Origin of the sequence: Nocardia sp. NPDC052112, assembly GCF_040680135.1 — a bacterium.
GTDB lineage: Bacteria > Actinomycetota > Actinomycetes > Mycobacteriales > Mycobacteriaceae > Nocardia.
In genome coordinates this window covers 225,245-250,345 of record NZ_JBFAWD010000006.1, presented here as the reverse complement: position 1 = coordinate 250,345, position 25,101 = coordinate 225,245, and the positions used below count along the sequence as shown (strand labels likewise).

General features: G+C 65.8%; 24 protein-coding genes and 1 pseudogene. 19 read left to right on the top strand and 6 right to left on the bottom strand.

What is annotated here, in order from left to right:
* Positions 1–125 precede the first annotated feature (125 nt).
* The 15 genes and pseudogenes from AB0L58_RS13785 (at position 126) to nuoN (ending at position 16,666) form a co-directional block, all read left to right on the top strand.
* Positions 126–461 carry a hypothetical protein gene (locus tag AB0L58_RS13785; RefSeq protein WP_364386679.1) on the top strand — a complete coding sequence of 112 codons (336 nt, stop codon included), beginning with the start codon at positions 126–128 and terminating at the stop codon, positions 459–461.
* Between the two features lie 403 nt (positions 462–864).
* A complete protein-coding gene (locus AB0L58_RS13780; protein WP_364386209.1) occupies positions 865–1,245 on the top strand; it encodes an NADH-quinone oxidoreductase subunit A in 381 nt (126 codons plus the stop codon).
* A gap of 77 nt (positions 1,246–1,322) precedes the next feature.
* The gene (locus AB0L58_RS13775) at positions 1,323–1,877 is read left to right on the top strand and encodes an NADH-quinone oxidoreductase subunit B family protein (protein WP_364386207.1); all 555 of its coding nucleotides are present in this window, start codon (positions 1,323–1,325) and stop codon (positions 1,875–1,877) included.
* The gene (locus AB0L58_RS13770) at positions 1,874–2,644 is read left to right on the top strand and encodes an NADH-quinone oxidoreductase subunit C (protein ID WP_364386205.1); all 771 of its coding nucleotides are present in this window, start codon (positions 1,874–1,876) and stop codon (positions 2,642–2,644) included. The genes AB0L58_RS13775 and AB0L58_RS13770 overlap by 4 nt, the downstream gene beginning before the upstream one ends.
* The gene (locus tag AB0L58_RS13765; RefSeq protein ID WP_364386203.1) at positions 2,644–3,978 is read left to right on the top strand and encodes an NADH-quinone oxidoreductase subunit D; all 1,335 of its coding nucleotides are present in this window, start codon (positions 2,644–2,646) and stop codon (positions 3,976–3,978) included. Before AB0L58_RS13770 ends, AB0L58_RS13765 begins: the two co-directional genes overlap by 1 nt.
* Positions 3,975–4,682 carry an NADH-quinone oxidoreductase subunit NuoE gene (nuoE, locus tag AB0L58_RS13760; RefSeq protein WP_364386201.1) on the top strand — a complete coding sequence of 236 codons (708 nt, stop codon included), beginning with the start codon at positions 3,975–3,977 and terminating at the stop codon, positions 4,680–4,682. The genes AB0L58_RS13765 and nuoE overlap by 4 nt, the downstream gene beginning before the upstream one ends.
* A complete protein-coding gene (gene nuoF / locus AB0L58_RS13755) occupies positions 4,682–5,995 on the top strand; it encodes an NADH-quinone oxidoreductase subunit NuoF (RefSeq protein ID WP_364386199.1) in 1,314 nt (437 codons plus the stop codon). Before nuoE ends, nuoF begins: the two co-directional genes overlap by 1 nt.
* A 77-nt stretch (positions 5,996–6,072) precedes the next feature.
* Positions 6,073–8,574 (top strand): NADH-quinone oxidoreductase subunit G, encoded by a 2,502-nt coding sequence (locus AB0L58_RS13750; protein ID WP_364386677.1) that lies wholly within the window; start codon positions 6,073–6,075, stop codon positions 8,572–8,574.
* A pseudogene (gene nuoH / locus AB0L58_RS13745) lies at positions 8,567–9,781 on the top strand (NADH-quinone oxidoreductase subunit NuoH); the annotation flags it as partial. The gene AB0L58_RS13750 and the pseudogene nuoH, both read left to right, overlap by 8 nt.
* A complete protein-coding gene (gene nuoI / locus AB0L58_RS13740; protein ID WP_364386675.1) occupies positions 9,776–10,375 on the top strand; it encodes an NADH-quinone oxidoreductase subunit NuoI in 600 nt (199 codons plus the stop codon). The pseudogene nuoH and the gene nuoI, both read left to right, overlap by 6 nt.
* On the top strand, positions 10,372–11,256 hold the full coding sequence (locus tag AB0L58_RS13735) for an NADH-quinone oxidoreductase subunit J (protein WP_364386197.1): 885 nt from the start codon (positions 10,372–10,374) through the stop codon (positions 11,254–11,256). The genes nuoI and AB0L58_RS13735 overlap by 4 nt, the downstream gene beginning before the upstream one ends.
* Positions 11,253–11,552, top strand: coding sequence for an NADH-quinone oxidoreductase subunit NuoK (nuoK, locus tag AB0L58_RS13730; RefSeq protein ID WP_062982135.1), 300 nt, complete (start codon positions 11,253–11,255; stop codon positions 11,550–11,552). The genes AB0L58_RS13735 and nuoK overlap by 4 nt, the downstream gene beginning before the upstream one ends.
* A gap of 1 nt (position 11,553) precedes the next feature.
* The gene (nuoL, locus tag AB0L58_RS13725; protein WP_364386195.1) at positions 11,554–13,440 is read left to right on the top strand and encodes an NADH-quinone oxidoreductase subunit L; all 1,887 of its coding nucleotides are present in this window, start codon (positions 11,554–11,556) and stop codon (positions 13,438–13,440) included.
* Positions 13,437–15,056: an NADH-quinone oxidoreductase subunit M gene (locus AB0L58_RS13720; RefSeq protein ID WP_364386193.1), complete on the top strand. Its 1,620-nt coding sequence runs from the start codon at positions 13,437–13,439 to the stop codon at positions 15,054–15,056. The genes nuoL and AB0L58_RS13720 overlap by 4 nt, the downstream gene beginning before the upstream one ends.
* The gene (gene nuoN / locus AB0L58_RS13715) at positions 15,053–16,666 is read left to right on the top strand and encodes an NADH-quinone oxidoreductase subunit NuoN (protein WP_364386191.1); all 1,614 of its coding nucleotides are present in this window, start codon (positions 15,053–15,055) and stop codon (positions 16,664–16,666) included. The genes AB0L58_RS13720 and nuoN overlap by 4 nt, the downstream gene beginning before the upstream one ends.
* 47 nt (positions 16,667–16,713) lie before the next feature.
* Here the strand turns inward: nuoN and AB0L58_RS13710 are convergent, their stop codons facing one another.
* The 3 genes from AB0L58_RS13710 to AB0L58_RS13700 all read right to left on the bottom strand — a co-directional run bounded on the left by AB0L58_RS13710 (position 16,714) and on the right by AB0L58_RS13700 (position 19,110).
* The gene (locus AB0L58_RS13710; protein WP_364386190.1) at positions 16,714–17,241 is read right to left on the bottom strand and encodes a GNAT family protein; all 528 of its coding nucleotides are present in this window, start codon (positions 17,239–17,241) and stop codon (positions 16,714–16,716) included.
* A gap of 45 nt (positions 17,242–17,286) precedes the next feature.
* The gene (locus AB0L58_RS13705; protein WP_364386188.1) at positions 17,287–18,006 is read right to left on the bottom strand and encodes an SDR family oxidoreductase; all 720 of its coding nucleotides are present in this window, start codon (positions 18,004–18,006) and stop codon (positions 17,287–17,289) included.
* A 273-nt stretch (positions 18,007–18,279) separates the two neighbouring features.
* On the bottom strand, positions 18,280–19,110 hold the full coding sequence (locus AB0L58_RS13700; protein ID WP_364386186.1) for an alpha/beta hydrolase: 831 nt from the start codon (positions 19,108–19,110) through the stop codon (positions 18,280–18,282).
* A 282-nt stretch (positions 19,111–19,392) separates the two neighbouring features.
* Here AB0L58_RS13700 and AB0L58_RS13695 point away from each other — a divergent pair, with 282 nt between their 5' ends.
* The 4 genes from AB0L58_RS13695 (at position 19,393) to AB0L58_RS13680 (ending at position 22,290) form a co-directional block, all read left to right on the top strand.
* Positions 19,393–19,983 carry a TetR/AcrR family transcriptional regulator gene (locus AB0L58_RS13695; RefSeq protein WP_364386184.1) on the top strand — a complete coding sequence of 197 codons (591 nt, stop codon included), beginning with the start codon at positions 19,393–19,395 and terminating at the stop codon, positions 19,981–19,983.
* Positions 19,980–20,819, top strand: a complete 840-nt coding sequence (locus tag AB0L58_RS13690; RefSeq protein WP_364386182.1) for an alpha/beta fold hydrolase — start codon at positions 19,980–19,982, stop codon at positions 20,817–20,819. Before AB0L58_RS13695 ends, AB0L58_RS13690 begins: the two co-directional genes overlap by 4 nt.
* Before the next feature lie 21 nt (positions 20,820–20,840).
* A complete protein-coding gene (locus AB0L58_RS13685) occupies positions 20,841–21,233 on the top strand; it encodes a Tn3 family transposase (RefSeq protein WP_364386180.1) in 393 nt (130 codons plus the stop codon).
* 307 nt (positions 21,234–21,540) lie between these two features.
* On the top strand, positions 21,541–22,290 hold the full coding sequence (locus tag AB0L58_RS13680) for an alpha/beta hydrolase (protein WP_364386673.1): 750 nt from the start codon (positions 21,541–21,543) through the stop codon (positions 22,288–22,290).
* 142 nt (positions 22,291–22,432) lie between these two features.
* On the opposite strand, the gene AB0L58_RS13675 is transcribed toward AB0L58_RS13680, so the two are convergent.
* From AB0L58_RS13675 to AB0L58_RS13665, 3 genes are all read right to left on the bottom strand, one after another.
* Entirely contained in the window at positions 22,433–22,615 is a 183-nt protein-coding gene (locus AB0L58_RS13675; RefSeq protein ID WP_364386178.1) for a tyrosine-type recombinase/integrase, read from the bottom strand.
* Positions 22,612–23,958, bottom strand: coding sequence for a DUF418 domain-containing protein (locus AB0L58_RS13670; RefSeq protein WP_364386176.1), 1,347 nt, complete (start codon positions 23,956–23,958; stop codon positions 22,612–22,614). Before AB0L58_RS13670 ends, AB0L58_RS13675 begins: the two co-directional genes overlap by 4 nt.
* Positions 23,959–24,060: 102 nt before the next feature.
* Complete coding sequence (locus tag AB0L58_RS13665; RefSeq protein ID WP_364386174.1) at positions 24,061–24,846, bottom strand: hypothetical protein; 786 nt, start codon at positions 24,844–24,846, stop codon at positions 24,061–24,063.
* Positions 24,847–25,101 lie beyond the last annotated feature (255 nt).

Here is a 25,101-nt window from a genome sequence, read left to right as displayed (position 1 = left end):
TCTGCGCCAACCTGCCACGCCGCACCCCCGCCCCGACGTACCATCCCTGCGTGGCCGACGCGATTCGTACCACCCCACTGCGGGTCCTGGTCTACAGCAACGATGCCGATACCCGGCGCCAGGTAATGCTGGCACTGGGCAGACACCCGCACCCCGAGCTGCCCGCCTTCGAGTACCTCGAGGTGGCGACCGCACCTGTGGTCATCGAACAGATGGACGCGGGCGGTATCGACCTGGCTATCCTGGACGGCGAGTCCGCCCCGGCGGGTGGGCTCGGCATCGCCAAACAGCTCAAGGACGAGATCGATCAGTGCCCACCGGTTCTGGTGCTGACCGGTCGCCCCGACGATGCCTGGCTCGCGAACTGGTCGCGCGCCGAGGCCGCCGTGGCCCATCCGATCGATCCGATCCGGCTCACCGAGGTCGTCGTCGCATTGCTGCACAATCGCACCGCGGCCTGATCGACTCCCTTCCGATCACCACATCGTGCCCGCGTCCCGAGGACGCGGACACTCTCATGTCACGTGACGACGCAATCACTCAGCGATCCGACAGGTTGGATTACCCCCGATTCAGTCATAAATAGCAGTCCCGTTTTCGATCAAAGACCCAATCGAATAAACGGTCGACTGGCCGCGTCGGTTGTAGGCTGTGCCGTAGCTCACATGAGCGCGGGCCTCGATATGACAGACCCGCGCGGTGCGAGCAGGCCATGAGGCGAGTCTGACCGAGGCGGACAACGACGTCAGCCCGCCTCGGAAGCTGCCGTCATGATTCCGACGCCGACCACGACACCCCCCGGCGCCGTCGGCGGACATGACGCCCAACCGCCAGCTACAGCTCGCAAGGAGGGGAACTGCAGTCGTGAATATCGAGATGCCCACTCTGGTCCTCGGCGCGGTCGCCACCGCGTTCGCGGTGTTCTCCGTCATCCTCTCGGCCCTCGTCGGCCCCAAGCGCTACAACCGGGCCAAACAGGAGGCCTACGAGTGCGGCATCGAACCGACACCGCACGCCGTCGCGGGCGGGCCGGGAAACGTTACCGGACAACGCTTTCCGGTGAAGTACTACCTCACCGCCATGCTGTTCATCATCTTCGATATCGAGATCGTGTTCCTCTACCCGTGGGCTGTCCACTTCGATGCGCTCGGTCTCTTCGGTCTCGCCGCGATGGCGCTGTTCATCTTCAACGTCTCGGTGGCCTATGCCTACGAATGGCGCCGCGGCGGTCTCAGCTGGGACTGATCGCCCATACGCACTGGCCCACAGGGCATTTCGCCACGTCGGGCCGCACGCACAGTGGAAGTGAGAGTTAGTCGAACATGGGTCTCGAGGAAAAACTGCCCAGCGGCTTCCTGCTGAGCACGGTCGAAGATTTCGCCGGATATCTGCGCAAGGGCTCGCTGTGGCCGGCCACCTTCGGGCTGGCCTGCTGCGCCATCGAGATGATGGCCACCGGCGCAGGACGTTTCGATATCGCCCGCTTCGGCATGGAGGCGTTCCGCGCCTCACCGCGGCAGGCCGATCTGATGATCGTCGCGGGCCGGGTCAGCCAGAAGATGGCACCGGTGCTGCGTCAGGTCTACGACCAGATGACCGAACCGAAATGGGTGCTGGCCATGGGCGTTTGCGCGTCCTCGGGCGGCATGTTCAACAACTACGCCATCGTGCAGGGCGTGGACCATGTGGTGCCGGTCGATATCTATCTGCCAGGCTGCCCGCCGCGCCCGGAAATGCTGCTGAACGCGATCCTGACACTGCACGCGAAGATCCAGCAGATGCCACTCGGCGTCAACCGTGAGGAGGCCATCCGGGCCGCCGAAGAGGCGGCGCTGGCGTCGACGCCGACCATCCGAATGGAGGGTCTGCTGCGATGACCTTCGACTCCCCCGACAATACCGAAACCAGGACGCCGCAGGAGTTCGTCGATGCCGCGGCCACCGCGGGCCCGGAAGGCACACCGCCGGAAGCGGATTCGGCACCGACCGAGGTGATCGGCGTGCGCCGCGGCATGTTCGGTGTCACCGGCACCGGCGACACCTCGGGTTACGGCCGCCTGGTCCGCCCGGTGACGCTGCCCGGCAGCACCCCGGCGCCCTACGGCGGCTACTTCGACGAGGTCGTCACCGAATTACATGCCGCGCTCGGCGCGGTCGGCACCGGCTGGGAGACCGCCATCGAGAAGGTGATCGTCTTCCGCGGCGAACTCACCCTGCACGTGCGGCGCGAACACCTGGTGACCGTCGCCGCGGCGTTACGTGACTCTGCCGCACTGCGTTTCGAGCTCTGCCTCGGCGTCAACGGCGTGCATTATCCGGACGACGCGGGCCGCGAATTGCACGCGGTCTATCACCTCATGTCCATCACCCACAATCGGCGCCTGCGCGTCGAGGTCGCCGCACCGGACGCCGATCCGCATATCCCGTCGCTGTTCGGCGTGTATCCGACCACCGACTGGCATGAGCGGGAAACCTACGACTTCTTCGGCATCCTCTTCGACGGCCACCCCTCGCTGACGCGCATCACCATGCCCGACGACTGGCGTGGCCACCCCCAGCGCAAGGACTACCCGCTCGGCGGGATCCCGGTCGAGTACAAGGGCGCGCGCATTCCGCCGCCCGACGAGCGGAGGGCGTACAAGTAATGAACGACATCGACACCCGGCCCGGCGTCCACAACGACACCGGGCCCGAGCCCGCTGTTGTCACGGTGGCCGGCCAGGACTGGGATACGGTCACCGGAACCCTCGACGGCGCTGGTGAGGAACGCATCGTCGTCAACATGGGTCCGCAGCATCCGTCCACGCACGGCGTGCTGCGACTGATCCTGGAAATCGAGGGCGAGACGGTCACCGAGGCTCGCTGCGGCATCGGCTATCTGCACACCGGTATCGAGAAGAATCTCGAATTCCGGAACTGGGCACAGGGCACCACCTTCGTGACCCGGATGGATTATCTGTCCCCGTTCTTCAACGAAACGGCGTACTGCCTCGGCGTCGAGCGGCTGCTCGATATCGAGGACCAGATTCCCGAGCGCGCCACCATCGTTCGCGTCATGCTCATGGAGCTCAATCGGATCTCCTCACATCTGGTCGCGCTGGCGACCGGTGGTATGGAGTTGGGCGCACTCACCCCGATGCTGTTCGGTTTCCGGGAACGCGAACTGATCCTGGATGTCTTCGAGACCATTACGGGCCTGCGCATGAATCACGCGTATATCCGGCCAGGTGGCCTCGCCCAGGACCTGCCCGACGACGGCGTCACCAAGGTCCGCGAACTGCTGCAGCTCTTGCCCAAGCGGCTGCGCGATATGGATCATCTGCTCACCCAGAATCCGATCTGGAAGGCACGCACCAAGAACATCGGCTACCTGGATCTCGCCGGCTGCATGGCGCTCGGCATCACCGGCCCGGTACTTCGCTCGACAGGTCTGCCGCACGATCTGCGCAAAGCCGCACCGTATTGCGGTTACGAGAACTACGAATTCGACGTGCCGACGACCACCGGCTGCGATTGCTACGGCCGCTACTGGATTCGGGTCGCGGAGATGAAGGAGTCGCTCAAGATCGTCGAGCAGTGCCTGGACAAATTGCGGCCGGGCCCGGTGATGGTGGATGACAAGAAGCTCGCCTGGCCCGCGGATCTGCAGCTGGGTCCGGACGGACTCGGCAACTCCCCCAAGCACATCGGCCGCATCATGGGCACATCCATGGAGGGGCTCATCCACCACTTCAAACTCGTCACCGAGGGCATTCGAGTGCCGGCGGGGCAGGTGTACGTGGCGGTGGAATCGCCGCGCGGCGAACTCGGTGTGCATATGGTCAGCGACGGCGGCTCCCGACCGTATCGGGTGCACTATCGCGACCCCTCGTTCACGAATCTGCAAGCGGTGGCGGCGATGTGCGAGGGCGGGATGGTCGCCGATGTCATCGCATCCGTCGCCAGCATCGACCCGGTGATGGGCGGAGTTGACCGATGACCGAGATCCTGTTGAAGCTGTCCACCCGGCCGGAGCCGTTCGCGCCATTTGTGCGCGAGCGATTGGAGGTCGATGCCAAGGAAATCATCGCCCGCTATCCCGAGCCGCGCTCGGCGCTGCTGCCGCTGCTGCATCTGGTGCAGGCGGAGGAGGGCTGCGTCACCGGCACCGGCATCGAATTCTGTGCCGACCAGCTGGGCTTGACCGGCGCGGAGGTCACCGCGGTAGCGACCTTCTATTCGATGTACCGGCGCACCCCCACCGGCGACTACCACGTCGGTGTCTGCACCAATACGCTGTGCGCGGTAATGGGCGGCGATGCCATTCTCGAGACCCTGCAGCGCAGGCTCGGCATCGGACACGGCGAGACCACCCCGGACGGCGCGATCACCCTCGAGCACATCGAATGCAACGCGGCCTGCGATTTCGCGCCGGTGGTGATGGTCAATTGGGAGTTCTTCGATAACCAGACCCCGGAATCGGCTGCCGCACTGGTGGATTCGCTGGGCCGCGGTGAGCAGGTGACACCGACCCGCGGGGCGCCGCTGTGCACGTTCAAGCAGACCGCGCGCATCCTCGCCGGATTCCCGGACGAACGTCCCGGGGCGCTCGACGGTGCGCCGGGCGAGGCGACGCTGGCCGGTCTGCGGATTGCGCAGGAACAGAATATGCAAGCGCCGGAGCCGAATTCGGAGGGCGTGTGATGACACTGACTCCCGTATTGACCCGGTATTGGGACGACCCGCAGTCCTGGACCATCGAGCATTACCGCCGCCACGACGGCTATCGGGCGTTGCGCAAGGCCTTGCGGATGGAACCGGATCAGGTCATCCAGACCATCAAGGACGCGGGCCTGCGCGGCCGCGGCGGCGCAGGCTTCCCGACCGGGATGAAATGGAGCTTCATCCCCCAGGGGACGGGGCCGGACGGCATCACGAAGCCGCACTATCTCGTGGTCAATGCCGACGAGTCGGAACCCGGCACCTGCAAGGACATTCCGCTCATGCTGGCCACCCCGCACATCCTCATCGAGGGCGTCATCATCGCCGCGTATGCGATTCGAGCGGCGCACGCGTTCATCTATGTGCGCGGCGAGGTCGTGCCCGTATTGCGGCGGCTGCAGGCAGCCGTCGCGCAGGCGTATGCGGCCGGATTCCTCGGGAAGAACATTCTCGGCTCCGGCTACGACCTGGAACTCATCGTGCACGCCGGTGCCGGTGCGTACATCTGCGGTGAGGAAACCGCGCTGCTGGATTCGCTGGAGGGGCGGCGCGGTCAGCCTCGATTGCGGCCGCCGTTCCCGGCCGTCGCGGGTCTGTATGCCTGCCCGACGGTCGTCAACAATGTGGAATCCATTGCGAGTGTGCCGCCGATCATCCTGAACGGCACGTCCTGGTTCCGGTCCATGGGCACTGAGAAATCCCCGGGTTTCACGCTGTACTCGCTGTCCGGGCACGTGGCCCGGCCCGGGCAATACGAAGCGCCACTGGGCATTACATTGCGGGAACTGCTCGGTTATGCGGGGGGCGTGCGAGCCGGACATCAGGTGAAGTTCTGGACGCCCGGCGGTTCGTCGACGCCGTTGTTCACCGACCAACACCTCGATGTGCCACTCGACTACGAGGGTGTCGTCGGTGCGGGATCCATGTTGGGCACCAAGGCATTACAGATCTTCGACGACACCACCTGTGTGGTGCGTGCGGTGCTGCGCTGGACCGAGTTCTACGCCCACGAATCCTGCGGCAAATGCACACCCTGCCGCGAGGGCACCTACTGGCTCGTCCAGTTGCTGAAGCGGATCGAGGCCGGGCGGGGCACCGAATCGGATCTGGAAAAGCTCCTCGATATCAGCGACACCATCAACGGCAAATCGTTCTGCGCACTCGGCGACGGTGCGGCCAGCCCGATCATTTCCTCGCTGAAGTACTTCCGCCAGGAATACGTCGATCATCTGCGGCTCGACGGCTGCCCGTTCGATCCCGCGCGATCCACCGCATGGGCGGAAGGAGCGAAATGAGTACAGCATCGCGCAGCGATTCCGTGGGGGGCGGCGGTCGGGCGACGGGTGGGCGTCCAGCATCGCGCAGCGATTCGATGGGGGCTGGTGGCCGGGTGACGGGCAGGCCCGCCACCGTGAATACCGATACCAGCGGGCTCGTACCCGCTGACCTGGTCACCGTCACCATCGACGACACCCGGGTCAGTGTTCCTGCGGGCACGCTGCTGATCCGGGCCGCCGAACTGATCGGCATCCAGATCCCGCGCTTCTGCGACCACCCGCTGCTCGACCCGGTCGGCGCGTGCCGCCAGTGTCTGGTCGAGGTGGAGGGGCAGCGCAAGCCGGTCGCCTCCTGCACCATGGCCGTCGCCGACGGCATGATCGTGCGCACCCAGCTGACCTCACCGCCCACCGCCAAGGCGCAGGAGGGGGTGATGGAGTTGCTGCTCATCAATCATCCGCTCGACTGTCCGGTCTGCGACAAGGGCGGTGAATGCCCGCTGCAGAACCAGGCGATGTCGAGTGGTCGGCCCGAAACCCGGTTCGACGGCGTGAAACGTACCTACCCCAAGCCGATTCCGCTTTCCACGGCCGTACTGCTGGACCGCGAACGCTGCGTGCTGTGCGCCCGCTGCACCCGATTCTCCCAGCAGGTCGCCGGGGATCCGTTCATCGAACTCATGGATCGCGGCGCCCTGGAACAGGTCGGCACCGCACAGGCCGAACCATTCGACTCCTACTTCTCCGGCAATACCGTGCAGATCTGCCCGGTGGGCGCGCTCACCGGCACCAGCTACCGGTTCCGGGCCCGACCGTTCGATCTGGTGTCCAGCCCGAGCGTCTGCGAGCATTGCGCATCGGGCTGCGCACAGCGCACCGACCATCGGCGCGGAAAAGTATTGCGCCGCTTGGCAGGAGACGATCCACAGGTCAACGAGGAGTGGAACTGCGATAAGGGCCGGTGGGCATTCACCTACGCGACCGAACGCGACCGGCTCACCACACCGCTGGTGCGCGGTTGGGACGGCAACCTCGCCCCCGCATCCTGGTCCGAAGCCTTGGCCGCCGCGGCCGAGGGGCTGGCGTCGGCCTTCGGCAATGCGGGCGTGCTGGTGGGCGGTCGCGTCACCGAGGAAGATGCCTACACCTACGCAAAATTCGCCCGAGTCGCCTTGGGCACCAACGATATCGACTTCCGCGCCCGGATGCACTCGGCCGAAGAGGCCGACTTCCTGGCCGCCCGCATCGCCGGACAGGGTGTCACGGTCGACTACGACGCCCTGGAGAACGCCCCGGTCGCGATACTCGTCGGATTGGAGCCGGAAGAGGAATCGCCGATCATCTATCTGCGGCTGCGCAAGGCGGCACGCAAGCGCGGTATGCCGATCTTCTCGCTCGCCGCCTACTCCTCGCGCGGGCTGGATCGAATGTCGGGCACACTGCTGCAAACCGTGCCCGGAGCCGAGCCCCATGTGCTCGACGCGCTGCGCACCGGTGAGATAACTACGGACGCAGCCGCTTTGGCGACGGCCGCACAGCTGTTGCGGCAACCGGGCGCGGTCGTGCTGGTCGGTGAGCGGATGGCCGGGATTCCGGGCGCACTGTCCGCGGCCATCCGGCTCGCCGACGAAACCGGCGCCGCCTTGGCCTGGGTGCCGCGGCGGGCCGGTGAACGCGGTGCGGTCGAGGCGGGTGCGCTGCCCGGCCTGCTTCCCGGTGGTCGCCCGGTCGTGGATCCCCGTGCGCGCCAGGAGGTTCGCACAATCTGGAATATCGACGAACTGCCGGTCACCGCGGGGCGCGATACGGCAGCGATGCTGGAGGCCGCGTCGACCTTGGGCGCACTGGTGATCGGCGGTGTCGATATCGCCGATCTGCCGGACCCCAGGGCGGCGCTGGCGGCCATAGATACCGCCCGTTTCGTGGTCAGCTTGGAACTGCGGCACAGCCCGGTCACCGATCGCGCCGATGTCGTCTTCCCGGTGGCCTCGGCAATGCAGAAATCCGGGACCTATCGCACCTGGGAGGGGCGGCCACGGCAATTCGATGCCGCACTCGGCGATTCGATGGTGCGCCGCGAACCCGCACCGCTGTCGGATCAGCGGGTGCTGCACGCCATCGCGGGTGAGATGAAGGTGGCGCTCGGCCTCCCTGATACCGAATCCGCGCGCGCCGAACTCGCCGCACTCGGTGCCTGGGACGGTTCGCCGGTACCCCCGCCCGCACACCGGCCGCATCCGGTGGCCCAGCCCGGTCCGGGTACCGCCATCCTCTCCGGCTGGCGGATGCTGCTCGATCAGGGGCGTATGCAGGACGGCGAGCCGAATCTGGCGGGTGTCGCTCGGCCGCCGGTGGTGCGGCTCTCACCCGCCAGCGCCGCCGAAATCGGAGCCGCCGACGACGATCCGATCGTCCTCGCCACCGATCACGGCACCATCACGCTGCCCCTGTTGATCACCGATCTGCCCGATCGGGTGGTGTGGCTGCCGCTGAACTCGCCGGGCTGCTCGGTCAACGAACAACTCGCCGCCCAGCCGGGCGCTGTGGTGCAACTGCATCGCGCCGACGAGAGGATGAAGGAACACCGCCATGAGTGATCTCTCTCTTTTCGGCCACGACCCGCTGTGGCTCGTCATCGGGAAGTCCCTGGCGATCTTCGCCTTCCTGCTGCTCACGCCGATGATGGCGGTGTATCTGGAGCGCAAGATCGTGGCCTGGATGCAGATGCGTATCGGCCCGAACCGGGTCGGCCCCAAGGGCACGCTGCAGGCCGTCGCCGACGGCGTGAAGATGGCGCTGAAGGAAGATATCGTCCCGACCATCGTCGACAAGCCGATCTTCATTCTGGCGCCGGTCATTTCGGTGGTGCCCGCATTCATGGCGTTCGCGGTCATCCCGATCGGGCCGGAGGTGTCGATCTTCGGCCACCGGACCGCCCTGCAGCTCACCGATCTGCCGGTCGCGGTGCTCTACATCCTGGCCATCACCTCCATCGGCGTGTACGGCATCGTGCTGGCGGGCTGGTCATCCGGTTCGACATATCCGCTGCTGGGCGGGCTGCGCTCGACGGCGCAGGTGATCTCCTACGAGATCGCGATGGCGCTGTGCTTCGCGACGGTGTTCCTGCTCGGCGGCACCATGGCCACCTCCGGCATCGTCAAAGCGCAGGAGGGCACCTGGTACGTCTTCCTACTGCTGCCGTCGTTCCTGATCTACTGCGTGTCGATGGTTGGTGAGACCAACCGTGCGCCGTTCGACCTGCCCGAGGCCGAGGGCGAATTGGTCGGTGGTTTCCACACCGAGTACTCCTCGCTCAAATTCGCCATGTTCGTGATGGCCGAATACATCAATATGGCAACGGTTTCGGCACTCGCCACCACGCTGTTCCTCGGCGGCTGGCACGCACCGTTCCCGATCAACCTGTGGGCAGGCGCGAATTCCGGCTGGTGGCCCGCGCTGTGGTTCATCGCCAAGATGTGGACATTCCTGTTCGTCTTCATCTGGTTGCGTGGCACGCTGCCGCGCCTGCGCTACGACCAGTTCATGAATCTCGGCTGGAAGCTGCTGATTCCGACCTCGCTGCTGTGGGTCATGCTGGTCGCCACCGCCAGGGTGCTGCAGAACGAGGGCTACCACGTCCAGACGCCACTGCTGGTGATCAGCGGAATCATCATCTCCGGACTGATGGTGCTGATGTTCCTGCGGGCCGGCCGCAAACCGGATGCGCCGCCGACGATCGAGGAAGCCGCCCCGGCGGAATCGGGCACCGCGGTCTTCCTCGGATTCCCGACGCCACCGCTGCCGGATCCATCGACGCGGCGTCCGGAACCCAAGCCGGGACTGCTGGAACCATTGACGGGCTTCGCGGTCACCTTCATGACCATGTTCAAGAAGCCCAATACCGAATCCTATCCGGAACAGAAGGTGCCGACCGCGCCCCGCTATCACGGGCGCCACCAGCTCAATCGCCATCCGGATGGTCTGGAGAAGTGCATCGGCTGCGAGCTGTGCGCGTGGGCCTGCCCGGCGGATGCGATCTACGTCGAAGGTGCGGACAACACCGAGACCGAACGCTTTTCGCCCGGCGAACGCTACGGACAGGTCTACCAGATCAACTATCTGCGCTGCATCGGCTGTGGCCTGTGTATCGAGGCATGCCCGACCAGGGCGCTCACCATGACCAACGAATACGAGATGGCCGACGACAACCGCGCCGATCTGATCTACGAGAAGGACCGGCTGCTGGCTCCGCTGCAGCCCGGTATGACCCCACCGCCGCACGCGATGTATCCCGGTGCGACGGAAGGCGATTACTACCGCGGCAAAGTCCCGGGCAGTGAAAGCGGTTCCGGCACCAGGGAGCCCGCCGCCGCGGGCGCGGAAGGAGGCGCGCGGTGACCGAATTGATCCTGGCCGCCCAGACATTAGCAGCGGAGCCGCTGACCCACACCTCCACCGGCGAGACCGTCCAATTCTGGATCCTCGGCCCGCTCGCCGTAATCGGTGCGCTCGGCATGGTCTTCGCGGGTAAAGCCGTACATTCGGCGATCTGCCTCGCGGCCACCATGATCGTGCTCGCCACCTTCTATATGGCTCAGGACGCGCTGTTCCTCGGCGTCGTGCAGATCGTCGTCTACACCGGCGCGGTCATGATGCTGTTCCTGTTCGTGCTCATGCTGGTCGGCGTCGACTCCCCCGAATCGCTCGGAGAAACACTGCGCGGGCAGCGCCTCGCCGCGGCCGCGGTCGGACTCGGCTTCGGAATGCTGCTGATCAGCGGTATCGCCGACGGCATCCGCAACTCCGGAATCACTTATCCGGCAAAGGGATTCGCATATCAAGACGTGATCGGCCAACTCGCCGAACTGATCTTCGTCCGATATGTGTGGGCCTTCGAACTCACCGGCGCGCTGCTCATCACCGCCACCATCGGCGCGATGATCCTGGCGCACCGGGAGAATTTCGGGCCGCGCCAGGATCAGCGCGAGCTCTCGCGCCGCCGGTTCCGCGGCGCTTACGACCCGGCCCGGCCCTCCGATCGCGCCACCCCGCTGCCGACACCCGGTGTGTACGCCAGGCACAACGCGGTCGATATTCCGGCGCGACTGCCGGATGGATCCTTCGAGGAGCTGTCGGTCAGCACCATCCTGCGGCACCGGCGCACCAGGGCCCTCACCGAGGCCGCGGTCATCTCGGTCGGTACGGCCCCGACCTTCGCCTCGGAGGTCGACGAGCCCGAAACCCCCGCCCGCGAGGCAGACGAGGAAGGCAAGCGGTGAATCCTGAGAACTACCTGTTCCTGTCCGCCCTGCTGTTCACCATCGGCGCTGCCGGTGTGCTGCTGCGGCGCAACGCCATCGTGGTGTTCATGTGCATCGAGTTGATGCTCAATGCGGTGAATCTCGCCTTCGTCACCTTTGCCCGCTTGCATTCGAATCTGGACGGTCAGGTGTTCGCGTTCTTCACCATGGTGGTGGCCGCGGCCGAAGTGGTCGTCGGACTCGCCATCATCATGACCATCTTCCGCACCCGCCGTTCGACCTCGGTCGACGACGCCAACCTGCTGAAGTTCTGACGTGGATACCGCAACGCTCTGGGTGCTGCCCGCACTGCCGCTGGCCGGTGCCGTCGTATTGCTACTGGTCGGGCGCTACGGCGATACGTGGGGGCAGCTGCTCGGCTGCGCCACCGCGCTGACCTCGTTCGGCTTCGCCGTCGTCGGATTCTTCGACATGCTCGACCGGGCCGACGCCGACCGCGCAATCCACAAGAACCTGTTCAGCTGGGTGCCGGTCGACGGGTTGCAGGTGGACTTCAGCCTCCAATTGGACCAGCTGTCGGTGTGTTTCGCACTGTTGATCACCGGCGTCGGATCGCTGATCCACATCTACTCCGTCGGCTATATGAACCACGATCCGGGACGACGGCGGTTTTTCGCCTACCTCAATCTGTTCCTGGCGGCCATGCTGCTGCTCGTGCTGGCGGACAACTATCTGGTGCTGTATCTGGGCTGGGAGGGCGTCGGCCTGGCCTCCTATCTGCTGATCGGTTTCTGGTACCACAAGCCGACCGCGGCGACCGCGGCCAAGAAGGCGTTCGTGGTCAACCGGGTCGGTGACATGGGGCTGGCGATCGCCATGTTCACCATGTTCGCGACGTTCGGTTCGATCGACTTCGGCTCGGTATTCGCGACCGCGCCGCAGGCGGGTGAGGGCACGCTCACCGCGATCGGGTTGCTGCTGCTGCTGGCAGCGTGCGGCAAATCCGCGCAGGTGCCACTGCAGTCCTGGCTCGGTGACGCGATGGAGGGTCCGACACCGGTCTCCGCACTCATCCACGCGGCCACCATGGTGACGGCGGGTGTGTATCTGATCGCGCGCTCCGGACCGATCTTCGATCTCGCACCCAATGCGCGGCTCGGTGTGCTGCTGGTGGGTGCGGTGACGCTGTTGTTCGGCGCGATCGTCGGTTGCGCGAAGGACGACATCAAGAAGGCACTGGCGGCGTCCACCATGAGCCAGATCGGTTACATGGTGCTGGCCGCGGGCCTCGGACCGGCCGGATATGCGGTCGCCATCATGCATCTGCTGACCCACGGCTTCTTCAAGGCCGGACTTTTTCTCGGTGCCGGATCGGTCATGCACGCCATGGACGACGAGACCGATATGCGCCGCTACGGCGGACTGCGCAAACTGCTCCCGGTCACCTACATCACATTCGGGCTCGGCTATCTGGCAATCATCGGGGTACCGCCGTTCGCCGGATTCTTCTCCAAGGATCGGATCATCGAGGCGGCGTTCAACCAAGGCGGCGCAAGCGGTTTGGCATTGGGCACGGTGACACTGCTGGGTGCCGGGCTGACCGCGTTCTATATGACGCGGGTGATGATGCTGACGTTCTTCGGCGAGCGTCGCTGGAAGCCTGATACCCATCCACACGAGGCACCGGTGGTGATGACCGGCCCGATGATTCTGCTCGCGATCGGTTCGGTCGCCGCCGGTGGGCTGTTCGTCCTCGGGTCGTCGCTGCAGAACTGGCTCGAACCCGTTGTCGGGGCGCATCACGGCGAAGAAGTCGTGCCCGCGGGTGTGGTGACCGTCCTGGCGCTGCTCGTGGTCGCCGTCGGCATCGGCATCGCCTACAACCAGTTCGCGCAGCGTGCGGTTCCCGAGACCGCACCGGAACAGGTGTCGGCCATGACCATCGCGGCACGCAAAGACCTCTACGGCGACGCGGTCAACGAGGGCGTGTTCATGCGTCCCGGCGCGTATCTCACCCGGTCGCTGGTCTTCCTCGACAATCGCGGCATCGATGGCATCGTCAACGGAACCGCCGCACTGATCGGCGGACTGTCCGGGCGGATCCGCAAGGTGCAGTCCGGCTTCGTGCGGTCGTATGCCCTGTCCATGTTCACCGGCGCGGCCCTGGTGGCCGCAGCCCTGCTGGCAGTGAGGCTCTGGTGAGTGACTTTCCCTGGTTGACCACGCTGTGGTTATTGCCGGTCGTCGGCGCGGTGGTGGTGCTGCTGTTGCCCGCGTCGTGGCGCACCCTCGCGCGCGTGCTGGCATTCGGCATCGCGTTGGCGGTGCTGGTGCTCGGCATCGTATTGGCCGTGCGCTTCGAACCCGGTGGGGCGCAGTATCAGTTCGTCGAATCGCACGAGTGGATTCCGGCCTTCGGCGCGGGCTACACGTTGGGATTGGACGGGATCGCGCTGGTACTGGTGCTGCTCACCGCGGCGCTGGTACCGCTGCTGATCCTGGCGGGTTGGAACGATGAGCGCGAGGTCGGCAGCGGGCGTCGGGTCTCGCACACCTATGTCGCGTTGACGCTGCTCGTCGAGGCGATGGTGCTGATTTCCTTTGTCTCGCTCGACATTCTGCTGTTCTACGTGTTCTTCGAGGCGATGCTCATCCCGATGTACTTCCTCATCGGCGGATTCGGGCCGCGCAGTGCCGATCTCGCACATCGCCAGCAACGCTCGCGGGCGGCGGTGAAATTCCTGCTGTACAACCTGTTCGGCGGTCTGATCATGTTGGCCGCGGTGATCGGGTTGTATGTGCTCACCGCGCGGCAGGGGCTCGGATCCGGATCGACGGGCACCTTCGATTTCCGCACCGTGGTGGCCGCGGCCAATGCCGGGCAGCTCGGCGCCGGTCCAGCCGTGCTGAATGCGCTGTTCCTCGGGTTCATGTTCGCCTTCGCGGTGAAGGCGCCGCTGTGGCCGTTGCACACCTGGCTGCCGGATGCGGCGGTGGCCGCGACGCCGTCGAGTGCGGTGCTGATGATGGCGGTGGTCGACAAGGTCGGCACCTTCGGTATGTTGCGGTACTGTCTGCTGCTGTTCCCGGATGCCTCGGGAACCTATGCGCCCCTGGTGATCACGCTCGCGGTGATCGGCATCATCTATGGTGCGCTGCTGGCCATCGGACAGACCGATGTGATGCGACTGATCGCCTACACCTCGATCTCGCACTTCGGATTCATCATTCTCGGCATCTTCGCGATGACCAGTCAGGGACAGACCGGGGCCACGCTGTACATGGTCAATCACGGCATCTCGACCGCGGCGCTGTTCCTGATCGCGGGATTCCTGGTATCGCGCAGCGGAACTCGGGCCATCGCCGCCTACGGCGGGGTGCAGAAGGTGGCGCCGGTACTGGCGGGCACCTTCTTCATCGCCGGTCTCGCCACCCTGTCCCTGCCCGGCCTGGCGCCGTTCATCAGCGAATTCCTGGTGCTGCTCGGCACCTTCACCCGTTACGGATTCGCGGCGGTGATCGCGACCGGAGCGCTGGTGTTGGCCGCGTTGTACGTGCTGTGGATGTACCAGCGGATGATGACCGGGCCGGTCAAGGAGGGCAACGAGCGTCTCTATGATCTGGTGCCGCGCGAGTTGGCCGTGGTGGTGCCGTTGATCGCGGCGCTGCTTTTCCTCGGTATCTATCCGAAACCGGTGCTGGACTTCATCAATCCCGCGGTGGGGCAGACGCTCAGCACCATCGGCGTTCATGATCCCGCGCCGAAGACGCCCGCGATCCCCGCAGCGGGGGCCGATCACGGAGGTGCCCACAAATGAGCAGTCTGCTCGCGGCAAGTATGCCCGCGCCGAGCATCGAATATGCCAAGTTATCACCGATGCTGATCGTCTTCGGGGTGGCGGTGCTCGGGGTGCTCGTCGAGGCGTTCGCGCCGCGCCGCCACCGGTATGCCATCCAGGTGCCGCTCGGGCTGGCCGGATTGGTCGCGGCGCTGGTTGCGGTGGTGCGGTTGTCCGGGACCGAGGCGACCGTGATGGTCGGTGCGGTGGCGATCGATGGTGTCACGCTGTTCCTGCAGGGCACGATTCTGGTGGTGTCGATTCTGGCCCTGCTGTTCATGGCGGAGCGCGGTGCCGAGCCGCGACCGCAGCTGCGTTCCGGTCCCGGAACATGGAGTGTCGCCGCGGCCGCCGTCAGCGGTGGTGGTGTGGACACGTTCACCCCGCAGGCCTCCGCGGTCCCCGGCAGTGCGGGTGAAATGGCCGCGGTCCGTGCCGGTGTCGCGACCACCGAGGTGTTCCCGCTGGCCATGCTCGCGATCGGTGGACTGCTGCTGTTCCCGGCGTCGAATGATCTGCTGACGATGTTCGTGGCGTTGGAGGTGTTGTCGCTGCCGCTGTATCTGCTGTGCGGGCTGGCGCGGCGCAAGCGGCTGTTCTCGCAGGAAGCGGCACTGAAGTACTTTTTGCTGGGTGCTTTTTCGTCCGCGTTCTTCCTCTACGGCGTCGCGCTGCTGTACGGGCAGGCGGGGACGGTCAAGCTCGCTGGGATCGCCGATGCGATAACCCAGCATCCGCAGAACACCACGCTGGCGCTGCTGGGGGTGGCGATGCTGGCGGTGGGCCTGTTGTTCAAGATCGGCGCGGTGCCGTTCCAGTCCTGGGTGCCGGATGTGTATCAGGGCGCCCCCACCGCGGTGACCGGATTCATGGCCGCGGCCACGAAGATCGCCGCCGTCGGTGCGCTGTTGCGGGTGCTGCAGATCGCGGTGCCCGGTCTACGTGACGACTGGCGTCCGGTGCTCGCCGCCGTTGCCATCGCGACCATGGTGATCGGTGCGGTCATGGCGATTACCCAGACCGACGTCAAGCGCATGCTCGCCTACTCCTCGGTCGCGCACGCCGGATTCATTCTGACCGGTCTGGTCGCGGCGAATGAGGCGGGTACCTCGGCCATCCTGTTCTATCTGTTGGCGTACGGCCTTGGCACGCTCGGCGCGTTCGCGGTCGTGAGCCTGGTTCGTGATGCCGACGGTGAAGAGGCCACCGCCATGTCCCAGTGGGCTGGCCTCGGCCGCCGCTCCCCTTGGCTGGCAACGGTTTTCGCGCTGTTCCTGCTCTCGTTCGCGGGCCTGCCCCTCACCGGTGGTTTCGTCGCCAAGTTCGCGGTCTTCCAGGCCGCCGCCTCCGGCGGCGCCAGCTATCTGGTGATCGTCGGCGTCATCTCCAGCGCCATCGCCGCCTTCTTCTACATCCGCGTGATTGTCCTGATGTTCTTCACCGACCCGCCCACGGCTGCCCCGACGGTGGCCGGACCATTCCTCACCACGACAGTCGTCGCATTCACCGCGGGTGCCACCGTCCTGCTCGGCGTCATTCCGCAAATGCTGCTCGACTTGTCCGACCGCGCTTCGACTTTCGTCCGCTGAGTCCCGACGACACCGCCGCACCCGAGTCGGGTGCGGCGGTGTCGTGTTCAAGGCGTGTCTCGCGTGGTCGCGTAGAGGAGCATGTCGCGTCGGGTACCGCCGATCTCCTGATAGCTGTGCAGCAGACCTTCACGACGGTATCCGCCGGATTCCGCGACACGGATCGAGCCGGTATTCCATGGCTCGATATAGAGCTCGATGCGGTGCAGGGTGGGGATGGTCCACGCGAAGGTTGTCAGAGCTTGTATCGCGGCTCCCCCGAATCCGTGGCCGCGGTGCGCCGGGGATACCGAATAGCCCACTGCCGCTCGGCCTTTCGCCAGGTTCTGCAGCCAAAGACCGATCGCGCCGACGGCGTCACCGGTTTCGCTGTCGGCTATGGCGAAAGAGAAACCGATTCCTTCGGCGTGCCTGCCGCGTTGGCGGTGGACCCAGTCCATTGCCTCGGTGCGGGTCGGGAAGGCAGGCAAGCTGCCGATCAATGGGATATACGGGTCGGCGCCGAGCTCGATCGCCAGATGACTGTCGGCTTCGGTGAACTCCCGCAGGATGATCGGGCCGCAGGTCGGTGGCATCGTGGGCCAAGGTGGCAGCAGCTGTGTCACGTGTCCCCTACCGGTTCAGTGCAGATATGAGGCCCCGTTGACATTCAGGACCGCACCGGAGCTCCACGTCGCTTCCGGTGAGGCGAGATAGCGGACGGCCGACGCGATTTCCTCGGGTTGGGCGACGCGGTCGAAGGGGCTCTGGGCGCGGACCTCGTCGGTGACGCGGGCTGCGACGCGTTCGGTTGCGACGAAGCCCGGTGCCACTGAGGCGACCGCGATTCCGTACGGGGCCAAGTGGACCGCGAGGGATTGGCCGAGGGCGTGCACGGCTGCCTTCGTGGCACCGTAGGCGGGGTGGTCGGGTTCACCACGGAATGCGCCGCGGGAACCGATATTGATGATGCGGCCGGGCACCTCGTTATCGATCATGTGGCGGGCGGCGCAGTAGGAGATGTTGGCCGTGCCGAAAAGGTTGACGTCCATGGTCTTGCGCCACACCTCCTGCCAGTCCGCGTACGAGGTTTTCGCGAGGGGATGCGCAAGGTTCACCGCCGCATTGTTGACCAGCACGTGCACGGTGCCGAGCCCCTCGACCGCCGCCGCGACGATCGCTTCGGCCGCGTCCGGCGAGCTGATATCCCCATCGACGAGTACATGCCCGGTACCCGGTAACTCCCGCACGGTCTGCTCGGCATCGGTCCGCCGGGAGGAGTAATGCACCGCGACCCGATCACCATGCTCGGCGAACGCCACCGCAACCGCCCGCCCGATTCCCCGCGAAGCCCCTGTCACCAATACACCACGAGTCATCCCTTCACCCTGCCATGGCAGTTGGCCACCCGTGACGGTGACGCATGTGAGTTGCCGGCTGCTGTTTCCTGCCGGTGTGCCCACGCATTCCGAGTCCTGTGATCGGGCGCGCTATCGTCCGCGCGGCGGCGACGCGGTAAGGGCGCAGCAGCAGGTTTCGGCGGCGGTGCGGGAAATCCGATGCAGCGGCGGCCGCAATCCAGAACACGCCGATCTTGGGAATGCTCCACTACAGCGACCAATCCGGGCCCGAGTTTACGAAGCGCCTCCGAGTACCTCGCGCAACCGGACGGCGAACATGGCCGGATCCTCGACGAATCCGGTATGCCCGCCGGGGAATACGGTCGGGGCCACGCCGATGGCTGCGCCGAGCGCCCGCGATGTGCGGTCGCAGTGTTGGCCGGTCGATTCGGAGCCGATACCGATGATGATCCGGGACGGAATCGATGGCAGCACAGCCATATCCGGCTCCCACGCAACGGTCCCGCGCAGTTCGTGATCGAACCAGTAGCGCTCGCCCGCCACTTGCCGCGGATCGCGGTCACCGCCGAACACCTGCTGCAGCATCGGCTCCGGCATCACGATGTTCGCATTGACCATGAACTTGCGCCACGCACCGAGCACATCGCCGCTGCGGTAGGTCGCGATCACATCCTCGGTTCCGGCGCGCACCTGGTCGCGGTCCTCCAGCAGTTCACCCAGCGGCGGTTCGTGGGCGATCACCGTGGTGACCAGGTCCGGCTCGGATTGGACCAGGGCCAATGCACTCACGGCGCCACCGCTGGAGCCGAATACCACCGCAGGTCCGACGCCGAGATGGGTGATGAGGCGGGCCAGATCATCGGCGCGCAGTTGCGGTGTCGAGTCCTGCTCCGGATCGTCGAGCACGCTGCCCTGATGGCCGCGCGGGTCGGTGGTGAGCACCGTGTGGTCGGTGGCAAGCAGCTCGGCCAGCGGCGCGAAGGCCGCCGCATCCATGGGGGCGCCGACCAATACGATCAGCGGTCCGGTACCGCGCACCTCGTAGTGCAGTCGCGCCCCGGGCACGTCGAGGGTATGCGTGGTGGCGGTCGAAGTCGGGGTCATCGAGATCTCCTCGAGCGGTAGTCGTGGGTCCGGCGAGAATATGGACCGGCCAAGTCGCACGAATTAATCGGTCCGCCACCAACTTTCTTTCGAATACTTGCCCTTGTCGTGCATGCTCGCCTGGCGGGAGTTCTGGTCGGCCGGAACTCCACGCGGACGCCGATCCCGGTACGCCGCGAGGGCGCCATCAATGAAGAGGACAGCTGGCAAGGCAGTGGGCGCTTGCAAACCTAGGATGACTAGGATATAAACTAGATACCCTAGTTTGGGAGGTGGAATGCGATGTCGCCACGTGCCGGGTTGACCGCCGAGCGGATCACGCTGGCAGCGGCGGAGCTCGCCGATGAGGTCGGTTTCGACAACATCACCGTCGCCGCGCTGGCCAGGAGGTTCGGCGTCAAGGACGCGAGCCTGTACTCGCACATCAAGAACCTCGAAGACCTGCGCAACCGAGTGGCCATGTCGGCCGCCGACGAGAAGACCGAGCGCATCGCCGCAGCGGTGGCCGGACGCGCCGGACGCGATGCGCTCGCGGCCTTTGCCGACGAGTGGCGCCGTTACGCACGGGAACATCCCGGCCGCTATGCCGCCACCCAAATGCCGATGAACCCCGCCGTCGCCGCCGATCGGCGCGGCGGGTGGCGTGCCATCGACCTGACCTACGGGATGCTGCGCGCCTACGGCCTCGACGAACCCGATGTCACCGATGCGGTTCGCCTGTTGCGCAGCACTTTTCACGGTTATGCCAACCTGGAGGCGAGCGGCGGCTTCGGACACTCCCGCTCCACCGACGCCTCCTGGGACCGCATTGTCGACGCTCTGCACATCACTCTCACCCATTGGCCGACCGACGAGAAAGCGACAGCGCAGTGAGATCCGAAACCTTGAAAGTGCCCGGCGCCACCCTGTATTTCGAGGTGCGCGGCAACGGCCCGGTACTGCTTCTACTGCCGGGCAGCGGCGGCGACGCCGGGATCTTCGACCCGATCGCCGACGCGCTCGCCGAGCACTTCACCGTCGTCGCCGCCGACCCGCGTGGTTACTCACGCAGCGTTCCGGATGCTCCCGAACCCGTGGACCAGCGGATGGAAGTCTTCAGCGACGACGCCCACCGCCTACTCGAACACCTCACGCCCGCAGGCGAATTCGCCTACGTCACCGGTATCAGTGGTGGCGCGGTCGTCGCGCTCGACCTGCTCGCCCGTCATCCGCAACGACTGCACCTGGTGGTCGCCCACGAGCCGCCCTGCTTCGCGGTCCTGCCCGATGCGGACCTGCACCGGGCCATGGTCGAGGAAGTGGTCGAACTCGCCCGTGACGAGGGCCCCGCCGTCGCCGGCGGACGCTTCATGCAGGCAGTGGGCGTCACCTCGAAGCCGTTGCCGCATGCGGCCGACGTCCCGGTCCGCACCGCGGAGATGCTCGGACGTCTCATGGGCAACGCGTCGCTGATGTTCGCTCACGAACTGCGCGCGGTCACCGATTATCGGCCCGACACGGCCGCACTCGCCGCTGTCGTGGACCGCCTCGTGCTGGCCGCGGGCCGGGAAACCCGTGGCCAACTCCCCTACCGCACAGCGGAAACCCTCGCGAACGAGCTGGAACGACCGCTCGTCGAGTTCCCCAGCGGGCACAGCGGTGTCCGGGAAACCCCCACCGAATTCGCTCGTGCTCTGCTGGAAACGCTGACGGTCACCGCTGATCGCTGACCCACACGTCCCGGCAAACACGTGCACATTCTGCGCCTGGCCGACGACGAACCGTATCGCCGGGAAGGCAAGGCCCAGGCCGATCTCACCGAAGGCCGCCACGACCTGGGGCGGCGGATCTACCACGGGAAGAAGGGAGAGATGACCCGCACCTGTTACGAGGGTATGGAAGATCAGCTCTCCGCGCTCGGGCTGGTGCTCAACTGCACGGTGCTGTGGAATACGTTATACACCAACCGCACTCTGGAACAGCTACGCGCGCAAGGCTATCCGGTGCGCGATGAGGACGCGCAGCGACTGTCGGCGTTCATCCGCACCCATATCGGCATCGACGGCCACTATGCCTTGCATCTGCCCGACCTCGCCGGTGGCCACCGGCCGCTACCCGATCCCGACGCACCCGGCGACGAGTGATGGCGCCTGCCGCTGGTCAGCGGCCGTTCGCCGACCCACGACGGCGGAGTACATCGATATCGATACTGTTGCTCACACTGGGATGTGCGCCCGGAATGCACTGATGGCCGGGCAGGAAGGGATTTGCGGCACGGGCGCGCGGGCGGGTAGCGTGCACGCGTCCGTGACATCCCATTAGGAGGTGAGACCCATTAGCGCTGTATCGATTGGGTGCTCCCCATCCTCTTCACGGTTGGGCGATTGACGTAGGTGTCGCCGGGAGCGCCGCGAACAAGGCAATCCCGAAAGGCAATAACCTATGCATTCTGTGCATTTCACTGCGGAGACATCGTCGAACGGTGTCGTCGAACGCGACTTCACGGTGGGTGAGGTCCCCGGCGTACTCTTCGCATCCGGCTCCGATCACGCGCCCCTGGTGCTGATGGCACACAGCGGCGGCCAACACAAGAGAGCACCGGGAATCGTGGGCCGGGCCCATCACTTCGTGACCACCTGCGGCTTCGCCGTCGCAGCCATCGACGCGCCCGGACACGGCGACCGGCCCCGAACGGCAGAGTACGAGCAGCACATCGCCGTCCTTCGGCAGGCTCAATCGGCGGGCGAGCCGATCGGGCCGATCATCGCCGGTCTGCACACCTACCTGGCCGAACGTGCCGTGCCGGAATGGCAAGCGACCCTGGACGCCCTGCAGGAACTGCCGCAGATCGGCGCCGAGGGGCCGGTCGGCTTCTGGGGCATCATGCAGGGCACCGGGATCGGGGTGCCGTTGACCGCGGTCGAACCCAGGATCACCGCGGCGGTCTTAGGCTGTCTCGGACATGAATCCCTGACCGAGGCCGCGGCACGGATCACGGTCCCGATCGAATTCTTGCTCCAGTGGGACGACGAGATGGTCGACCGCGACTCCGGTCTGGCCTTGTTCGACGCCTTCGCCTCGAAGGATAAGACGTTGCACGCCAACGCGGGCGGGCATTTCCAGGTGCCCAGGTTCGAGGTCGACAGCGCGACCAGGTTCTTCACCCGGCACCTTGGCCAGGCCGCCATGTCACCGGCCTGATGTGAGAGGTATCGGCGGCTGGCTGCGGGCCGGTCGCCGATACCGCAGCGGCAGTCCGGATCGGCACCGTCGACGAACAACGTAACCGAGGAGGCGCCCGCCTCCCAGTCAGCGGCCGTTTCGGCGGGAGGCGGGATCGGTCTCATCGGTCTCGGCCTGCCAACGCCCCAGGGCCTCTTGCCGACACCTTCGCGTACTTGGTCAGGCTGCGTACGGAAGTGTGTCCGGACAACGCCATGAGCATCGGTGTTGACGCGCCCTGTTCGGCGGCGTGGGTGAGTCGGGAGTGGCGCAGCTGGTGCAGCGTGAACGGGCTACGCGTCATCTGCGCGGTGTGTTCCTCGAGCAGGGTCGCCGCACGACGATAGGACAGCCGCGCGCGGCCGGTGCCCGGATCGACATCATCAAGGGCCACAGACGGTTTGGCTTTGCGGTCGGTCGAGAACAGCGGCCCGGACCTGGTTGAACCCGCTGTACCGCAACACATTCCGGACGCCGCCAAGCTGGAACCGACAGATATGTCGCAGCGCGCAGAACCCACTCCTCGGGTCCATACGCATGACCGCGCAGCCACCAGCGACTGAATCCGAGCTGCGCGCCGAAGGTCACCAACGCGATCCCGATGACACCCGCCGGTGGCACATCATCGGCCAGGGCGAATCCGTAGCCGGTGTAGATCACCATCAACACCACCGACTGCATGATGTAGTTGGACGCCGCCATCCGGCCGGCCGGGGCGAGCAAGGCGACATACCGTGCGGTGCGGGTCGATCGGGTCAGCATGATGATCCCCGCGATGTAGGCGAACGTCATGAACGGGTTGACCACCTCTTGGATCCCGTCCCAGTACGACGGCGGTTCCAGCCAACTCATCCCGGATGAGAATGTCACCGCCGACACCGGCAGTCCGACCACCAGCGCGCCGATCAACACCCGAGGTGCCCAGCGCCGCATCAGCTCCGGTTCGGTGAACAGCTTGCGTTTACCGGCCGCCATCCCGATCAGGAACATGCCGAGCGCCGGGACACCCTGGGTGAACCAGATCAGGATGATCCACCACAGCGCCTCGGACGCCTGCATCGTGAAGGTATCGCCGAAGCTGCCCGTATAGCCTTCGTGCAGTGCCACCACATCGAGCAGCTCCGCGAGCTCGCCGATTCCGCCGGAACCCGGCAGAAACGCCCACATCGACCACGCGAGATACAGCACCGCGCCGCCGATGAGCGCGGTCCGCGGCTCCAACCACCGCAGCAGAATCAGAAACAGGCACAGAAACGCGTACAGCGTCAGAATGTCGCCGATCCACAGCAGGTAAACATGCGCCGATCCGATCACCATCAGCGCGGCGCAGCGGCGCAGCAGCCGCGGATTCGCCGATATCCCCGCCCGCTGTGCCGCCGCAATCTGCAGGGTGAACGAATAGCCGAACAGTAATGCGAACAGCAGATAGAACCGGCCGCTGAACAGCGCCTCCACCACCGCAGTCACGACGTGGTCGAACGGGCCGTCGAAACCGAGTCGCGGCTCGTCGGTGGTGCCGCCGAACGACCAGAGCGATGTGGCGACAGTGACATTCACGATGAGGATTCCGAACAGCGCGAATCCTCGGAGTGTGTCGACTTCGACTATCCGCTGTGATGTGGTTGCGGGCAGGACCGTTTCGGACATGATCCGACGGTAAACGGCCGGACCTCGAGCGGTCGTCCTCCCGCTGACCGATTCGCGCCCCGATCGGATTCGCCCCGAACAGCTACTTCCGGCGTATTGACATCACACCAGGTCGGCGACTTCCAGATAGAGCTGCCGCTCGACGGCGATGTCCACGAGGAAGCCGGGGTGCCCGTCCGCGGTGTCGGTGGTATGGAATGCCGCCACCGCGATTTCGCCGACCCGTAATCGCTGGCCGGTGAATTCGCGCTGTCCGAGGATGATCGGCTGCGCCTGATCGAATACCAATTCGGTGGCATCCTCGGGCAGCGGGGCGCCGAGCAGGTCGGTGACGGTGCCGGGGATGAGCCGGGCCGAGACGATCTGATCGAAGCTGGGGCGCCGCCCGATCCGGTGCGCCACATACATTTTGCCTGCCCGGCCGAAGCACAGATGGGTCAGCAATTCCGCGGTGCGCAGGGGATGTGGATCGAGCTGGGCGAAGGATACGACGTTGCGCACCGTCGCCACGACCTCGCGCGCGATCACGATGCCGCCGCGATCCAGACGGCCGCGAATCAGGTTGCCCCGGAATGTCGTTCGCGGATGGTCCGCGCGCGGGTCCAGGTCGGCGAGCGAGAGGTCGGCCGGTTCGAAGGCATGGCCGCCGCGGAATCCGGTGCGCCGGTCGGCGCCGAGTGCCCGGCTGCCGCGCTCGTCCAACTCGATATCGAGCAGCACCTGAAAGTCGTACGGTGAGAAGAACATCGGCCGGTGCGAGAAATAACAGTCGGTGCCGGTCCCGAAGACCACCATCCCGTGTGTGCCGACCGTTGGTGACGACCGATATGGACCCGCATATCTGGATCGACCCGCATACCTGGCGGTCCTGGTGAACATCCCGCTCATGAGGACGCTCCTTTCTTCATCCCCTCCCCCCAGCCTGGCCCGAGTACACCGCACTGCCACGCGTGTCCGGCTACTCGAATCCCCACCCCGCGCTACTCGCCTCCCCGATCCGATATGTCCGCTTTACTGTCCACGATCCTCCGATCGCGCCGTCTCGGCAATCGGTCACGACCTGGACATATGCGTCGCCGGTCGATGCCCTGACAAAACGGCAGCACAAAGGCGGCGCGGCCACCGAGGCCCTGGGCTTCGGTG

Excerpts from the sequence above, each read along its gene's own strand:
- AB0L58_RS13785 (WP_364386679.1), top strand. The coding sequence starts at position 126 with ATGCTGGCACTGGGCAGACACCCGCACCCCGAGCTGCCCGCCTTCGAG.
- AB0L58_RS13775 (WP_364386207.1), top strand. The coding sequence starts at position 1,323 with ATGGGTCTCGAGGAAAAACTGCCCAGCGGCTTCCTGCTGAGCACGGTC.
- AB0L58_RS13770 (WP_364386205.1), top strand. The coding sequence starts at position 1,874 with ATGACCTTCGACTCCCCCGACAATACCGAAACCAGGACGCCGCAGGAG.
- AB0L58_RS13765 (WP_364386203.1), top strand. The coding sequence starts at position 2,644 with ATGAACGACATCGACACCCGGCCCGGCGTCCACAACGACACCGGGCCC.
- nuoE (WP_364386201.1), top strand. The coding sequence starts at position 3,975 with ATGACCGAGATCCTGTTGAAGCTGTCCACCCGGCCGGAGCCGTTCGCG.
- nuoF (WP_364386199.1), top strand. The coding sequence starts at position 4,682 with ATGACACTGACTCCCGTATTGACCCGGTATTGGGACGACCCGCAGTCC.
- AB0L58_RS13750 (WP_364386677.1), top strand. The coding sequence starts at position 6,073 with ATGGGGGCTGGTGGCCGGGTGACGGGCAGGCCCGCCACCGTGAATACC.
- nuoN (WP_364386191.1), top strand. The coding sequence starts at position 15,053 with ATGAGCAGTCTGCTCGCGGCAAGTATGCCCGCGCCGAGCATCGAATAT.
- AB0L58_RS13710 (WP_364386190.1), bottom strand. The coding sequence starts at position 17,241 with ATGCCACCGACCTGCGGCCCGATCATCCTGCGGGAGTTCACCGAAGCC.
- AB0L58_RS13700 (WP_364386186.1), bottom strand. The coding sequence starts at position 19,110 with ATGACCCCGACTTCGACCGCCACCACGCATACCCTCGACGTGCCCGGG.
- AB0L58_RS13695 (WP_364386184.1), top strand. The coding sequence starts at position 19,393 with ATGTCGCCACGTGCCGGGTTGACCGCCGAGCGGATCACGCTGGCAGCG.
- AB0L58_RS13675 (WP_364386178.1), bottom strand. The coding sequence starts at position 22,615 with ATGACGCGTAGCCCGTTCACGCTGCACCAGCTGCGCCACTCCCGACTC.
- AB0L58_RS13670 (WP_364386176.1), bottom strand. The coding sequence starts at position 23,958 with ATGTCCGAAACGGTCCTGCCCGCAACCACATCACAGCGGATAGTCGAA.
- AB0L58_RS13665 (WP_364386174.1), bottom strand. The coding sequence starts at position 24,846 with ATGAGCGGGATGTTCACCAGGACCGCCAGGTATGCGGGTCGATCCAGA.